This is a genomic window from Bradyrhizobium sp. USDA 4506 (assembly GCF_054058795.1).
On record NZ_JBSSBM010000002.1, the window covers coordinates 901130 to 916357 of the forward strand.

General features: G+C 65.2%; 14 protein-coding genes. 10 read left to right on the forward strand and 4 right to left on the reverse strand.

What is annotated here, in order from left to right; translation table 11 throughout:
• Positions 1–126: 126 nt before the first annotated feature.
• The 9 genes from ACVIHF_RS06555 to ACVIHF_RS06595 all read left to right on the forward strand — a co-directional run bounded on the left by ACVIHF_RS06555 (position 127) and on the right by ACVIHF_RS06595 (position 9739).
• Positions 127–975 (forward strand): VOC family protein, encoded by an 849-nt coding sequence (locus tag ACVIHF_RS06555; protein WP_253609686.1) that lies wholly within the window; start codon positions 127–129, stop codon positions 973–975.
• A 254-nt stretch (positions 976–1229) separates the two neighbouring features.
• A complete protein-coding gene (locus tag ACVIHF_RS06560) occupies positions 1230–1886 on the forward strand; it encodes a TetR/AcrR family transcriptional regulator (RefSeq protein ID WP_253609685.1) in 657 nt (218 codons plus the stop codon).
• Positions 1887–2150: 264 nt separating this feature from the next.
• Entirely contained in the window at positions 2151–2960 is an 810-nt protein-coding gene (locus ACVIHF_RS06565; RefSeq protein WP_057017593.1) for an ABC transporter permease, read from the forward strand.
• Between the two features lie 173 nt (positions 2961–3133).
• A complete protein-coding gene (locus tag ACVIHF_RS06570) occupies positions 3134–4129 on the forward strand; it encodes an ABC transporter substrate-binding protein (RefSeq protein ID WP_253609684.1) in 996 nt (331 codons plus the stop codon).
• 124 nt (positions 4130–4253) lie between these two features.
• Entirely contained in the window at positions 4254–5099 is an 846-nt protein-coding gene (locus ACVIHF_RS06575; protein WP_253609683.1) for an ABC transporter ATP-binding protein, read from the forward strand.
• A 14-nt stretch (positions 5100–5113) separates the two neighbouring features.
• Positions 5114–6520, forward strand: a complete 1407-nt coding sequence (locus ACVIHF_RS06580) for a hypothetical protein (RefSeq protein ID WP_253609682.1) — start codon at positions 5114–5116, stop codon at positions 6518–6520.
• Positions 6517–7668 (forward strand): Gfo/Idh/MocA family protein, encoded by a 1152-nt coding sequence (locus tag ACVIHF_RS06585; RefSeq protein ID WP_253609681.1) that lies wholly within the window; start codon positions 6517–6519, stop codon positions 7666–7668. Before ACVIHF_RS06580 ends, ACVIHF_RS06585 begins: the two co-directional genes overlap by 4 nt.
• A gap of 14 nt (positions 7669–7682) precedes the next feature.
• Positions 7683–8876, forward strand: coding sequence for a dihydrodipicolinate synthase family protein (locus ACVIHF_RS06590; RefSeq protein WP_253609680.1), 1194 nt, complete (start codon positions 7683–7685; stop codon positions 8874–8876).
• The gene (locus tag ACVIHF_RS06595; RefSeq protein WP_253609679.1) at positions 8876–9739 is read left to right on the forward strand and encodes a sugar phosphate isomerase/epimerase family protein; all 864 of its coding nucleotides are present in this window, start codon (positions 8876–8878) and stop codon (positions 9737–9739) included. The genes ACVIHF_RS06590 and ACVIHF_RS06595 overlap by 1 nt, the downstream gene beginning before the upstream one ends.
• A gap of 46 nt (positions 9740–9785) precedes the next feature.
• On the opposite strand, the gene ACVIHF_RS06600 is transcribed toward ACVIHF_RS06595, so the two are convergent.
• Both ACVIHF_RS06600 and ACVIHF_RS06605 read right to left on the reverse strand, forming a co-directional pair.
• Positions 9786–10478 (reverse strand): potassium channel family protein, encoded by a 693-nt coding sequence (locus ACVIHF_RS06600; RefSeq protein WP_028331847.1) that lies wholly within the window; start codon positions 10476–10478, stop codon positions 9786–9788.
• A 129-nt stretch (positions 10479–10607) separates the two neighbouring features.
• Positions 10608–11534: a Spy/CpxP family protein refolding chaperone gene (locus ACVIHF_RS06605; protein WP_253609678.1), complete on the reverse strand. Its 927-nt coding sequence runs from the start codon at positions 11532–11534 to the stop codon at positions 10608–10610.
• A 51-nt stretch (positions 11535–11585) separates the two neighbouring features.
• Here ACVIHF_RS06605 and ACVIHF_RS06610 point away from each other — a divergent pair, with 51 nt between their 5' ends.
• On the forward strand, positions 11586–12041 hold the full coding sequence (locus ACVIHF_RS06610) for a hypothetical protein (protein ID WP_253609677.1): 456 nt from the start codon (positions 11586–11588) through the stop codon (positions 12039–12041).
• A 522-nt stretch (positions 12042–12563) separates the two neighbouring features.
• Here the strand turns inward: ACVIHF_RS06610 and rocD are convergent.
• Complete coding sequence (gene rocD / locus ACVIHF_RS06615; RefSeq protein ID WP_253610069.1) at positions 12564–13778, reverse strand: ornithine--oxo-acid transaminase; 1215 nt, start codon at positions 13776–13778, stop codon at positions 12564–12566.
• 125 nt (positions 13779–13903) lie between these two features.
• On the reverse strand, positions 13904–15127 hold the full coding sequence (locus ACVIHF_RS06620; protein ID WP_253609676.1) for a cytochrome P450: 1224 nt from the start codon (positions 15125–15127) through the stop codon (positions 13904–13906).
• Between the last annotated feature and the right edge of the window lie 101 nt (positions 15128–15228).

Genomic DNA, 15228 nt, shown 5'->3' on the forward strand with positions numbered 1-15228 from the left:
TACAGGTAGAGATGATGGCTGCGCCGGGCCGTTCTGGCATGCGGCATAACGGCCGGCGGCAGTCCGTGGTTCCGGGTTGGGTTAAGGGAGAAACACAATGACGGCAGATTCGGGGAGGTTGCGGCCATGATCACCGGTCTCGATCACGTCGTCGTCCTGACCAGCGACATCGCTGCTGCCAGCGCCGCCTACGAGACGCTGTTCGCGCGGACGCCGTCCTGGCGCTACCGCGGCGGCGGCGCGGACCGCACGCTGTTCACGCTCGACAACACCACGCTGGAATTGGTGGCGCCGCACGGCGACGACGATGCAGCCCAGCGCGTCCGCAGCGCGCTTGCCACCCAGGGCGAGGGGCTTGCGAGCCTCTGCTTCCGCACCAGCGATATCGCCAGGACACACCGCCGGCTCGACCGGCTGACGCTGAAGCCCGAACCCGTCGCGGAGATGGAGAGCCGCGACGACACCAGTGGAGCCACGCTGTCGTGGAAGCGCACGCGGGCCGCGACCGATGCGACACGGGGCGTACGCATGTTCTTCCTGGAGCGCGAGCAGGAGCGGCCGTTGTCGGTCCGCACCACGCCGGCCTCGATCACCGCGATGGATCACGTGGTGGTTTCGACCGCCGATCCGGAACGCGCCGCCGCGCTCTATGGCGCGCGGCTCGGGCTCGACATGGCGCTCGACCGATCGCATCCGGAGTGGGGCCGGCTGATGTTCTTTCGCTGCGGCGACCTCGTCGTCGAGGTCACGCACCGGCCGGGCAAATCGGAGACGGACGCGCCGGACCGGCTGCGCGGCATCTGTTGGCGCGTCGCCGACATCGATGCCACACGTGCGCGGCTGATTGCCGCTGGCGTCGACGTCTCCGAGGTCCGTAACGGCCGCAGGCCCGGCACGCGCGTGATGACGGTGCGGAACGGCACGTGCGGTGTGCCGACGCTGCTGGTGCAGCCGTCGCAAGGAAAGCCAGACTAGGCTGGGCCGCGTTTCATCCGCGCATCGTCCCGGCAGCGTGCGTCGCGCGACCCGGTGGCACGCCCTCAGGTGCGCGTTTGCGCACCGGGGAATGACGAAGAGGGCGCCTGCGACAAATATTCCCGCGCGAGCATCACGACAACATTCGTTCTCAAACGTCGCGCGTCATGCTACATTCACCAACCCAGCATCACCGGGCGATCGATTTGGCCAAGGCAAAGCGAATACAGAGATGGCAGCGCGACCCCCAGGGGATGCGGCTGCGGATTCTCGAGGCCGCCAAGCAGGAATTCGCCGCCCATGGCCTCGCCGGCGCGCGGGTCGACCGCATCGCGGCCAACGCCGACGCCAACAAGCGCATGCTGTACTATCACGTCGGCAACAAGGAGGATCTTTATCTTGAGGTGCTGGAAGGCGCCTATGAGAAGATCCGCGCCGAGGAGCGCACCCTCGATCTCGAGCATCTCGATCCGCCCGAGGCGATCGGGCGCCTGATCGACTTCACGTGGAACTATTTTCTGCGTAACCCCGAGTTCCTGGCACTGCTGAACACGGAAAACCTCGCCAAGGCAAAACACCTGAAGCGTTCGACCAAGGTCAAGTCGATGCACTCGCCCTTTGTCGAGATGATCCGCACCGTGGTGACGCGCGGGGTCGAGAGCGGCGATTTCCGCGTCGCGGTCGATCCGGTGCAGCTCTACATCTCGATCGCCGGGCTCGCATTCTTCTATCTCTCCAACAGCGCCACGCTGAGCGTGATCTTCGGCCGCGACCTCTTGAAGAAGGACGCCCGCGACGAGCGCCTCGAGCACATGACCGCGCTGGTGCTGGCGGCGCTGACCGGCAAGTCCACCGCGGCATTCGGCGGGGCGATGCCGGTGCTGCGCACGGCGGAACACCGGGTTGTGTGAGGCGCACGTTCGCGCTCATTACTGATGCCCGTAGCCCGGATGGAGCGGAGCGCAATCCGGGACAGCTCAGTCCCGGATAGTCCGGTCCCGGATTTCGCTGCGCTTCATCCGGGCTACACAGCTACGAAGTCTCATCCGACAAAAATTCTCGCCTGACGAAAGTTGCGTATTTCGGCGCGATTTTGCCGCGCGCTTGGGGCTGGACAGTATTTATCCAACGGGTTAATTTCTGAACGAACAGAGAGACTGCAAAGGGAGCGTGACGTGGCGGAGGCAAAGAGCCCTTCGGGCCTGTCGAAGGTGCTGAATGCGGCGTGGGTACGTCCGTTCCTGTTTTTGGTCGTCATCGTGGCGGCCTGGGACCTCGCGATCCGCTTGTTCCATATTCCCGCCTACCAAATTCCCTCGCCCGGCGACGTCGTCGCGGTGCTGTGGAGCGACTGGCCGGAACTGCTGCGGCAGTCCTGGCCGACCACCTATGCCACGATCTGCGGCTTCCTGCTCTCGGCGCTGTTCGGCATTCCCGTTGCGATGCTGATCGCGGGCTCGAAGACGATCGAGAGCTACGTCTATCCGCTGCTGGTGTTCTCCCAATCCGTGCCGAAGATCGCGATCGCGCCGCTGTTCGTGGTGTGGTTCGGCTTCGGCATCATCCCCAAGGTGATCTCCGCGTTCCTGCTCGGCTTCTTCCCCGTGGTGGTCTCGGCGGTGCAGGGCTTCAAGTCGGTCGACCCTGATATGGTCGATCTGGCGCGCGCGATGCAGGGCAGCCGCTTCCAGGTGTTCCGCGCGGTCAACCTGCCGCACGCGATGCCCGCGATCTTTTCCGGCCTGAAAGTCTCGGTGACGCTCGCCGTGGTCGGCGCCGTCGTCGGCGAGTTCGTCGGCTCCAATTCCGGCATCGGCTATGTGATGCAGCGCTCGATCGGCACCTTCGATCTGCCGACAATGTTCGCGGCGCTGGTGATCCTCGCGCTGCTCGGCGTCATCCTGTTCTGGATCGTCGACCGCATCGAGCGGCTGGTGATCCCCTGGCACGTCAGCCAGCGCGACGACATCATTTTTGCTTCCTAAGATTTGTGTACAGGAACAACAGCAAACGTCATTGCGAGGAGCGACAGCGACGAAGCAATCCATTTCTCCACCTGCTTCACAATGGATTGCTTCACGGAGCCTGTCATCCGGCGGCGCTTCGCGCCGACCGGGTGGCTCGCAATGACGAAAGAGGACGACGGGAGGAATATCCGATGCGATTGATCACTGCTGTCATTGCCACGCTGGCCTGGACCGCGCTTGCGGTGGCCCCTGCATCCGCGGCCGACAAGGTCGTGCTGATGCTGAACTGGTATGTCTATGGCGAGCACGCGCCGTTCTATTACGGCAAGGCCAAGGGCATCTATGCCGCCGAAGGCATCGACCTTGAGATCCAGGAAGGCCGCGGCTCGGCCGCGACCACGCAGGCGGTGGCCGCCAAGACCGCCGATTTCGGCTATGTCGACGTGCCCACCATGATGCGCGCCGCGGTGAAGGGCGCGCCCGTGATCGCCACCGGCGTGCTGCTGCAGACCAGCCCGATGTCGGCGATGAGCCTTGCCGACAAGAACATCAGGAAGCCGGAGGACATCAAGGGCAAGACGGTCGCGATCACGCCGGCGGATTCGATGACGCAGATCTGGCCGCTGTTTCTGAAGAAGACCGGCCTGAAGGAAAGCGATTTCAACACCGTCGCTGGCGACGGCCAGACCAAGCTCAACGCCGTGATCAACGGCCAGGCCGACCTGCTGCTCGGCTACGTCATGGACCAGTCGATGAAGATCAAGGACGCCACCGGCAAGGACGTCTATCCGATCAAGTTCGCCGACTACGGCATCAACATGGTGTCGTCGGGCATCATCGCGAACTCCGACTATGTGAGGGCCAATGCGGACCTGGTCCGCCGCTTCATGTCGGCGACGACAAAGGCGGTGGAAGCCGCGGAGAAGGACCCCAAGGCCGCTGCGCAGTCGATCCTCGACGCCAACCCGAAGGGCGGCAAGATCGACACGTTGACGCAAGGCTTCGAGCTGACGATCCCGCTCTATCGCACGCCGGAGACCAGGACTAAGCGGCCGTTCCAGGTCACCGACCAGAACATGACCGAGTCGGTCAATTTGATGGTCGAGTATGGCGGCCTCGACGCCAAGGCCAAGGCCAATCCGAAGGCGTTCTACACCAACGACTATCTGCCGAAGGGCGACTCGTGAGCGCAACAAACACCGTCATTCCGGGGCGATGCAAAGCATCGACCCCGGAATCTCGAGATTCCGGGTCTGGTCCTTCGGACCATCCCGGAATGACAGCATTCTACATCCCAGTGGATTCGGCAGAATGAATCCCGCAACCAAACCAGCCAATGTTCTGCCCGCAGCGCATCTTCGCCTGGTGTCGGACCGCGCGGCGGGAGCCACGCCGGGTATCAAACTGTCCGGCGTGTCGAAGACCTACCGGTCGCGCGACGGCGATGTGCCGTCGCTGCGGCCGCTCGACTTCACCATCAACGACGGCGAGTTCTTTGTCGTGGTCGGGCCGTCCGGCTGCGGCAAGTCCACGCTGCTCAAGATGATCTCGGGCCTGCTGCCACCGACGACGGGCGAAGTGCTGGTCGACGGCGAGCCGGTGATCAGGCCGCACGGCAATGTCGGCATCGTGTTCCAGAACGCGCTGCTGCTGCCGTGGCGCAACATCCTCTCCAACGTGATGCTGCCGATCGACATGAAGCAGCTGCCGCGGGACAAGCATCTCACCCGCGCCAGGGACCTGCTGAAGCTGGTCGGGCTCGAAGGCTTCGAGAAGAAGCTGCCCTGGCAGCTTTCCGGCGGCATGCAGCAGCGCGCCTCGATCTGCCGCGCGCTGGTGCACGACCCCAAGATCATGCTGATGGACGAGCCGTTCGGCGCGCTCGACGCCATGACGCGCGAGCGGATGAATGTCGAATTGATGCGGATCCAGCGCGAGACCGGCAAGACGGTTCTATTGATCACGCATTCGATCCCGGAAGCCGTGTTCCTCGCCGACCGCGTGCTTGTGATGACCGAGCGGCCCGGCGCGATCGCCGCGATCTACGACGTGCCGATGCCGCGGCCGCGCTCGCTCGAGACGATGTCCGATCCCGTCTTCAACGAACTGGTGCAGCGGATCCGGAAGCATTTCTTCTCACAAGGGTCGCTGGACTAACACCCGAGCCTTCAATGCCGCTTCGCCTCAAAGTCAACGATATCGCGTTCTTCGAACGGCCGCTGGTATTCGCCCGGCCGTTCCGCTTCGGCGCGGTGACAATCACCGCGTCGACGCAGTTGTTCGTGCAGGTCGAGATCGAGGTGGAAGGCAAGGGCCGCGCCACCGGCGCCAGCGCCGAGATGCTGGCGCCGAAATGGTTCGACAAGCGGCCGCATCTGACCGAAGCGCAGTCGCTCGACGGACTTCGCCGCTCGCTTGCGATTGCACGTGAGCTCTATCTGGCGAACAAGGGGTTTGAGACCGCGTTTGGCCTCCATGCCGAACGTATCGGCCCGCAGGTTGCGGCCTGCGCTGCCGAAGACATTCCGCCGCTTGCAGCCGGCTTCGGTCCGGCCGAGATTGACAAGGCGATCCTGGATGCGCTGCTGCGCGCCGCCGGCGCGAATTTCTTCGACGGCATGGCCGGCAATATCGCCGGCATCGATGCGCGGCTGACGCCTGATATTGACGATGCCGCGATCGCGCGGTTCCTGTCGACGCGCAAGCGGCTCGAGCGTGTCGCCGTCAGGCACACGGTCGGAATGGACGACAAGGTTGAAGGGGAGGGCGGCGTCGCCGACCGCAACGAGAACGCCGGTGCGCGCTATTTCAAGCTCAAGCTGAACGGCGATCCGGCGCATGACGCGGCGCGGCTGGCACGGATCGGCTGCGAGCTCGCAAAGCTGCCTTACGCCACCAGGATCACGCTCGATGCCAACGAGCAATATGCCGACCTTGCCGCGGTGAACGCGCTGGTCGACCGGCTCGACCATGACGCGGCGCTGCAGCCGATCAGGGCAAACCTGCTCTATATCGAGCAGCCGATGCCGCGCGATATCACAAGAGCCTCGCCGCTCGGGAAACTGGCGGCGTACGGCTTCATCATCGACGAAGCCGACGATTCCTATGACGCATTCCCGCAGGCCCGCGTGCTCGGCTATCGCGGCATCTCCTCGAAATCCTGCAAGGGCATCTACAAGTCCATCATCAACGCCACCCGCGCGGCGGCGTGGAACGCTGAGAGCGGCGGGTATTTCATCAGCGGCGAGGACCTGACCTGCCAGGCCGGGCTCGGCGTGCAGCAGGACCTCGCGCTCGGGGCGCTGATCGGCGTCACCCACGCCGAGCGCAACGGACATCATTATGTCGATGGCTTTGCCGACACCCCGGCTGACGAGGCCGACGCCTTCTTCACCGCGCATCCCGATCTCTACACGCCCGCGGGCAGCAAGGTCCGCCTCGCGATCCATGACGGCGATCTGCTGACGGGATCGATCGCCGCCGCGCCGGGCTTTGCCAGTTCGATCCATCCGGACTGGTCCACCATGCAGCCGCTCAAACGGCCAACACCACGCGTTTCGCAGGAGCAAGCAGTATGACGACCAAACGCCTCGGCCTGATCATGAACGGCGTCACCGGCCGGATGGGGCTCAACCAGCATCTGATCCGCTCGATCGTCGCGATCCGCGAGCAGGGTGGCGTGCAGCTTGCGAACGGCGACCGCGTCATGCCCGATCCGATCCTGGTCGGCCGCGACGCCGAGAAGGTCGGCGCGTTGGCAAAACGCTACAGCATCGAACGACACACCACCGATCTCGATCGCGCGCTCGCGGACAAGGGCGACACCGTGTTCTTCGACGCCGCGACCACGCAGGCGCGGCCCTCGCTGCTGACCAAGGCGATCAATGCCGGCAAGCATGTCTATTGCGAGAAGCCGATCGCGATCAACCTCGAGGAGGCCGTTGCGGTCGTGAAGCTCGCCAATGCCAGGGGCCTCAAGCACGGCACGGTGCAGGACAAGCTGTTCCTGCCGGGCCTGAAGAAGCTCGCGTTCCTGCGCGATTCCGGCTTCTTCGGCCGCATGCTCTCGGTGCGCGGCGAGTTCGGCTATTGGGTGTTCGAGGGCGGCTGGCAGGAAGCGCAGCGGCCGTCGTGGAACTACCGCGCCGAGGACGGCGGCGGGATTATTTTGGACATGGTCTGCCACTGGCGCTACGTGCTCGACAATCTGTTCGGCGAAGTCGAGAGCGTGACCTGCCTCGGCACGACTGACATCCCCGAACGCTATGACGAGAAGGGCAAGAAATACCAGGCGACCGCCGATGATTCCGCCTACGCCACCTTCCGCCTGAAGGGCGGCGTCATTGCGCACATCAACATGAGCTGGGTGACGCGTGTCTACCGCGACGACCTCGTCACCTTCCAGGTCGACGGCACCCATGGCTCGGCGGTGGCGGGCCTGACCGACTGCGTGATCCAGGCACGCCAGGCGACGCCGCGGCCGGTGTGGAATCCGGACGAGAAGCGGATGCATGATTTCTATGCCGACTGGCAGAAGCTGCCTGAGAACGTCGTCTACGACAACGGCTTCAAGGAACAGTGGGAGATGTTCATCCGCCATGTCTGCGAGGACGCGCCCTACAAATACACCCTGCTCGAAGGCGCCAAGGGCGTGCAGCTCGCCGAATGCGCGCTGAAGAGCTGGAAGGAGCGGCGCTGGATCGACGTCGCCCCGATATCAGTCTGAGAAAGGACCTTGCCATGAACAAGCCAGTCCTGCCGCCATCATCGTTGTCGCTGAAACTGCCGATCGCTGGCGGCGGGCTCGAGACCTATCGCCTCGCGGCGTCGCGGACCTTTCCGGCGAAGCTCGAGGGTACGCTGAACCGCGTGGCATTCTCGGCCGCGCATGTGGTCGCCGATCCGCGCGCCGACGTCGATCCCTGGCTGGCCGCGGCGATCGACTGGGACAAGACGATCGCGTTCCGTGAGCATGTCTGGGACCTCGGCCTCGGCGTCGCCGAAGCCATGGACACCGCGCAGCGCGGCATGGGGCTGGACTGGGCGACCTCGCTCGAACTGATCCAGCGCTCGGTGAAGGCGGCGAAGGCCAAGGGCAACGCGCTGGTGTTCTCCGGCGCCGGCACCGACCATCTCACCGTCGAGGACGCCAGGTCGATCGACGATGTGATCCGTGCCTATGAGGAGCAGATCGCGGCAGTGGAGAAGGCCGGTGGCCGCATCATCCTGATGGCCTCGCGCGCATTGGCAAAGCTCGGCAAGAGCGCGGAGGACTACGCCAGGGTCTACGACCGTGTACTGTCGCAGGTTCGTGAGCCCGTGATCATCCATTGGCTCGGCGACATGTTCGATCCGGCGCTATCAGGTTACTGGGGCACGGCCGATCTCGACAAGGCGATGGATACGGCGGTTGCGATCATCAACGCCAATGCGGCCAATGTCGATGGCGTCAAGGTCTCGCTGCTCGACAAGCAGCGCGAGATCGACATGCGGCGCCGGCTCGATCCGCGGGTCAAAATGTACACCGGCGACGACTTCAACTATGCCGAATTGATCGCCGGCGACGACAAGGGGTTTTCCCACGCGCTGCTCGGCATTTTCGATGCCATCGCGCCGGCGGCGTCCTATGCGCTGTCGCGGCTCGCCGCGGACGATGAGGCCGGCTTCCACGACGTGCTCGGACCCACGGTGCCGCTGTCGCGCCACATCTTCAAGGCGCCAACCCGCTTCTACAAGACGGGCATCGTGTTCATGGCCTATCTCAACGGGCACCAGGATCACTTCACCATGGTCGGCGGGCAGGAGAGCGCGCGCTCGACCTTGCATCTTGCCGAGCTGTTCCGGCTCGCCGACAAGGCCGGTCTGCTCGCCAATCCGGAGCTCGCGACGCGCCGGATGACGACGATCCTGGCCACCCGTGGCATCGACGCCTGATGCGCGACTTCTCCAACGATCATCGCTGGCTGTCGCTGAACACGGCGACCGTCAGCAAGCAGGGCGATCTCCTCGCCATCGTCGAGGCCTGCGCGCGCCATGGCATCCGAGCCATCGATCCCTGGCGCGACCAGGTCGCAGCCGTCGGCCTCGACCGCGCCGTCCGTGCGGTCAGGGATGCCGGGCTCGATCTGTCGGGTTATTGCCGCGGCGGCATGTTCACGGCAGATGGCGCGCATCGCAGCGAGGCGCGCGACGACAACCGCCGTGCTGTCGACGAGGCGGCGGCACTAGGCGCCTCCTGCATCGTGCTGGTGGTCGGCGGCCTGCCGCAATATTCACGGCCAGGCAGCGCCGCGTCCAAGGATATCGCATTGGCGCGATCGCAGGTGCATGACGGCATCGCCGAGATGCTGGACTATGCGAAGCAGGCCAAGCTGCCGCTTGCGATCGAGCCGCTGCATCCGGCCTATGCCGCCGACCGCGCCTGCGTGAACACCACGAAGCATGCGCTCGATATCTGCGACGCGCTCGATCCCGACAGAACCGGCGCGATCGGCGTCGCGCTCGACGTCTATCACATCTGGTGGGATCCGGAGTTGATGAGCCAGATCGCACGCGCCGGCCAGGGTCGCCTGCTCGCGTTCCATGTCTGCGACTGGCTGGTGCCGACCAAGGACATCCTCAACGACCGCGGCATGATGGGCGACGGCGTCATCGACATCAGATCGGTGCGCGCCGCCGTCGAGGCGCAGGGCTTTGACGGCTATTCGGAGATCGAGATCTTCTCGAATGCCTGGTGGGGCCGTCCGCTGGACGAAGTGCTGCGAACCTGCATCGAGCGGCACCGGACGGTGGTCTAGGACACCGTCAGGTGGGCACGGCGCCGCATGCGCGCCTCGTGCCTCATTACGACTCTTCGTTGCGGTGCTCGATCTCCAGCGTGACGAGGCGCGCCAGCAGCGTTGCCGGATAGAGCTGGCCGAAGATCGCCTCGAGATTGCACAGGCTCCGCGCGATCGGATGCAACGGAGCGACGTCGCCATAACCTGTCGTCGTGAGCGTGGCGAAGCTGAAATAGAGGACGCGGCTTGCCAATGTCGGGCTGTCTTCCACCTTCATGCCGGGAAATGCATCGGGCCTCAGCGTACCGACAAAGGTGTAGAGCGCCGCGAAGATCACGGCGACCGTGAGATAGAGCAGGACCGCGCCGATCACACGGTGATAGGTGACGCGGCCTGGCGCGAACGTCGCGCGCGCCACCGTCACGGCCATGGTGAGGCCGACGAGCAGCCAGGATGCGGCGAACAGGTTGAGATCGAAAATTGAAGGTGAGCGTAGTCTCAGGATCCCGCCCGTGACGATCATGACGAGCGCGACCAGCATCGTGACGACCGCCAGCGTGCTGCCTGACATCAGGAAGACGCCGCCGACCAGGACCAGCGCGAGCAGGAGCTCAAAAATCTGGAACTCGAACAGCCCCAACGCCTGCAACGGCGCCACCACGAAAATCATGACCAGGAGCAGGACAGTGAGCACCGTCAACAAGGAATCGCCCCAGCGCTCGCGTAGCTCGCCAGTGCTCATCCAGCCGCGCTTCATTCCCGCCCCGTCATTCGGCATTGCATCGGGATGCCGGTACCAGACATTGCTGCGCGCCGGCCGCAAAGGCAAGATGGGGGACTGGCATTCTGTGGCGCGCCCGGCGATCCAGAGCGCTGTCCGGCCGTCTCAGGGGCTCGCGACCCGCTGCAGCGTGTTGAAGCGGGCTTTCTGCTCGCTGCTCAGCATCGTATAGAACTCGTCCAGTGCAGGCTCGATCAGCTTCGCGGCCTTCTGCATGGCCTCGAGGCGGTGCTGCATCGCCTCCAGCCGGCCGACCGGTGTCAGCGGCACGTCGTTCGGGCAGGCCGCCTGCAGGTCCGCGATGGCTTTTGTGGTCGCATCGCTCAGGCGGTCGAGCGCCTCCTTCTGCTTGCCCGCCGGATGAAGCGAGGCCGCGATCCGGTTGATCGGCAGGTGGGCCAGGTCGGATTTCGAATCGCCGCAATTGCCGGCTTGCGCGGTCGCCTCCTGTTGCTGCGGCGAACGCTCGCCGACGTGCGGACCAAGCGCATTGAAGCGGGCCTGTTGCTCGTCGCTGAGCGAGCTGTAGAAATTCTCCAGCGCAGGCCGCACGATCTTGATCGCCTCGAGTGTCGCGCTGATGCGGTTCTCCATCGACCGCAAGCGGCCGGTGGGCGTCATGGCATAGCTGTCCGTGCAGGAGTCCTTGAAGATATCGGCGGCCTTTGCCGCTGATGTCTTCAACTCGTCGAGCAGGGCGCGCTGCTGCTGGTCCGGCCGTACCGCCCGCGCGATGTCGGCAAGCGGCCAGGCCGTGACGCCCTTGTCCGGTTCGCCGCAGAGCTGCTTGACTGCCTGCGGGCTCGTGTCGGTGCGCTGACGGGACCGATCGCGGCCCGCGGTCGCCGGATAGTCGCCAGGATTGATGCTGGCATAGGCGGAGTAGGGACTGTTGGTGTCCCAGAACACGGTGTCGACGAAGTCGTCATAGGCGTAGGCCCAATAGCCGGGCTCGTAGGCATAGGACCAGAACGTGTAGTCAAAGATGTCCGAATAGGCGTAGGGCCAGAACACCGGCCCAAGCCACGCCACGAAGGCCGCGTGGCTGCCGCGTCGCCAGGCATGTCGGGGCGCCCAGCCGCCTTGGCGCGCCGCAAGCCCTGCCTGGCCTTGCGCGCCTGCCTGCTCGCGGAAGTGCGCGGCAAACCGCTCGCGCTGCGCCGCCTGCGTCGCGGCTGTGGTCGCGACCGCGGCTCCAACCGTTGCTGCCGGCGCCAATCTCTGCTGGCGGGCAACGTCGGCCTGCTGCGCACGCTGCTCGCGCTGCAACAGACGGCTCTGCGCCTGCAGGGCACGGTCATGGACGCGTTGCGCGCGTGCGCCTTGGACCTTTTGCGACTGCAGTTGCTGCACGCGTTGCTGCAGGCGATCGATCCGGGTTTGCCGCTCGGTGGTCTGGCGCGAGAGCGCGTCACGCTGCCGCTGCTGCGCCGCCTGCTGGCGTTGCTGGATCATTTGCTGCTGCTGCTGCGCGCGCTGTTGAACGCGCTCCGTCGGCGACGGCCGCTCGCTCAAGCGCGACGGTGGGCTCGGACGTGATGGCGCCGCGATATGCGGAGCCTGGCGCTGCGGTGCTCCTCGACGGAATTCGGGGCGTGGCGTTGCGACACGCGGCGCGGCGATATGGGGGGCCTGGCGCACAGACGGGGCGGCGAAATGCGGGGTCGGGCGCGGCGCCATCGCCGGTCGCTGCGGGGCGTGGAACGCGGGTGCTGCCGGCCGTGCCATCGCGGGTGGCCGCGCCATTGCAGGCGGTCTCGCCATTGCGGGCGGCCTGGCCATCGCGGGAGGGGCGGCGTGTACCATCGGGGCGGGACGCGCCATTGCGGCCGGTGCAGCCGGCCTTGCCGCCGGTGGACCCTTTCCGTGTGGCTGGGCGGACGCGCCGCCGTGCGCCACGAGCATCGAGCTGCCAATCAAAAAGACAACAAGCAAAGCGCTGCGGGAAAGCATGAGCTTAGCTCTCCGTTCAACAGTCGCCCGCAGTACTTTAACGCACCGACGTCGGATTCGTTCGTTGTGGCTACGGCCGGCGTTACGGTCTTCCGGCGAGGGGAACCGTCAGGAAACGTCCTGCGTGAGGGTCGCCGCGATCCGCTCCGTCGCCCAGTCGACCTGATCGCCCGTGATCACCAGCGGCGGAGCGATCCGGATGGTGTGCTCATGGGTGTCCTTGGCGAGGATGCCGCGCGCCTGCAGCGCCAGGCAATAGCGACGGGCGCCGCCGGCTTCGGGATGCAGCTCGATCGCCAACATCAGCCCGCGCCCGCGCACCTCGCGGATCACGTTGGCGCGGATGTCCTGCAATCCGGCGAGAAAGCGGGCGCCCTGTTGCGCGGCGTTCTCGATCATTCCCTCGTCGATCAGCACGCGCAGCGCCGCCCGCGCCACCGCGCAGGCCAGCGGATTGCCGCCGAAGGTCGAGCCGTGCTGGCCGGGCCGCAGCGTGCCGAGCACGGCGTTGTTGGAAAGCACCGCCGACACCGGATAGAAGCCGCCCGACAGCGCCTTGCCGAGCAGCGTCACGTCGGCCTCGATCCCTTCGTGCTGCTCGGCGAGCAGCTTGCCGGTGCGGCCGAGCCCGGTCTGAATCTCGTCGAGCACAAGCATCACATTATGCGTGGTGCACAGCTCGCGCACGCGGGCGAAATAGCCTGGCGGAGGAATCACGACGCCGGCTTCGCCTTGGATCGGCTCGACCAGAAAGGCCGCGGTGTTCGGCGTGATCGCCTGCGCGAGCGCGGCGGCATCGCCGAACGGGATGATCTTGAAGCCCGGCGCGAACGGGCCGAAATGATCGCGCGAGCCGGGGTCGGTCGAGAAGCCGACGATGCCGAGCGTGCGTCCGTGGAAATTATTGGCGCAGACGATGATCTCGGCCTGCCCGTCCGGCACGTCCTTGACCTCATAGGCCCATTTGCGCACCGACTTGATCGCGCTCTCCACCGCCTCGGCGCCGCTGTTCATCGGCAGCACCTTGTGCGAGCCAGTCAGCTCCGCGAGCTCGCGGTAGAAGGGAGCAAGCTGGTCGTTGTGGAAGGCGCGCGAGGTCAGCGTCAGCCGCTGCGCCTGCTCGATCATGGCTGCGAGGATCTTCGGATGACAGTGGCCCTGGCTCACCGCCGAATAGGCGGAGAGGCAGTCGAGATAGCGGTTGCCATCGGTATCCCAGACCCAGACGCCTTCGCCGCGCGACAGCACGACCCCGATCGGCTCATAGTTGTAGGTGCCGAACTGCGCTTCGGTTGCGAGGAAATCAGTGACCGATGCATTCATCATGCGTCACTCCCGCTGCAGCGTACGAGAGACTACATCAAATCGTGCCTGCAGTTGATTTGGGCATCAGTTCCTCCACAGGGAAGTGTGTCGCCAGCCAAATTCGCAGGCGACAATGTGTCGTCTTATGCGCTGATGCTGCAGGGCACGCTGAGGAAGCCGCGGAAGCGCACCCGCCCGCCGCGCACCGGCGCGCCGTCGAGCGCGTAGTTCGGCAAGCGTTTGAGGAACCGCGAGATCGCGATGGCGCCTTCGAGGCGCGCCAGCGCCATGCCGGCGCATTGATGCGCGCCGGTGCCGAAGGCGAGGTGGCGGTTCGGTGTGCGCGCGACGTCGAAAGCTTCGGGGTTGGGGAATTGCGCGGGGTCGCGGTTGGCCGCGCCGATGCACAGCGTGACCAGCGTGCCCGCCGGCAGCTTGATGCCGCCGAGCTCGGTCTCTTCCACGATCATGCGGTTGCCGAGCTGGTTCGAGCTTTCGTAGCGCAGCATCTCCTCGACCGCGGTCTTGATGAGTTCGGGTTGCGCGATCAGCCGTTGCTTCTGATCCGGATTTTGGCTGAGCGTCACCAGCCCGTTGCCGATCAGATTGGTCGTGGTTTCGTGGCCGGCGTTGAGCAGGAAGATGCAGTTGTGCAGCAATTCCTTCGCGGTCAGCCGCTCGCCATTGTCCTCACCCTGGATCAGCCTTGTCAGCACGTCGCGTTCGGGATTGCCCGGCTTCTTGCGGCGGCGTTCAACCAGCGTTTCGAGATAGGCGAGGAAATCCTTCACCGCATTGTTGCCGCGGTCGAACGCCTCCTTGCCGATCACCGGCTCCAGCGCGCCCAGGATCGCCAGCGACCAGTCACGCAGCGGCTCGCGTTCGTCGTGCGGCACGTCGAGCAGATTGCCGATCACCTCGACCGGAATGGCCGAGGCGAAGTCGCCGATCAGCTCGAAGCGGTCGCGGGTCTCGATCCGGTCGAGCAGGCTGTCGACCAGCGCGATCAGGTCAGGCTCCATGCCGGCGATCGCCCGCGGCGACAATGCGCCCATGATCAGCCGCCGCACGCGGGTATGCGCCGGCGGATCGTTGAAGACGAGGCTGGTCGTGTGATGCTCGTAGAGCAGCGAGTTGCCGTATTTCGGCAAGAACTCCTTCTTCTTGTCGGAGGAGAATGCCTTGGTGTTCTTGTAGGCGGCGATGAGGTCGTCGTAGCGGGTGAGAAAATAGCAGCCGTTCGGCAGCCGCTTGACCGGCGCGCTCTCGCGCAACGCGCGATAGGTCGGGTAGGGGTCGGCATAGAACTCCGGCGTCAGCTTCTCGAGGTCGAAGCCGTCAGCCAGCTCGCGCGCGTGTCCGTTCATGGCGCATCCAACCCAATTAGTTTCATTTGCAACTATCGTAAGCCGCGGGCGGCGGCCGCGCAACACAATTTGCTGGGGCCGGGAACAGCGCGCCGGGGCGT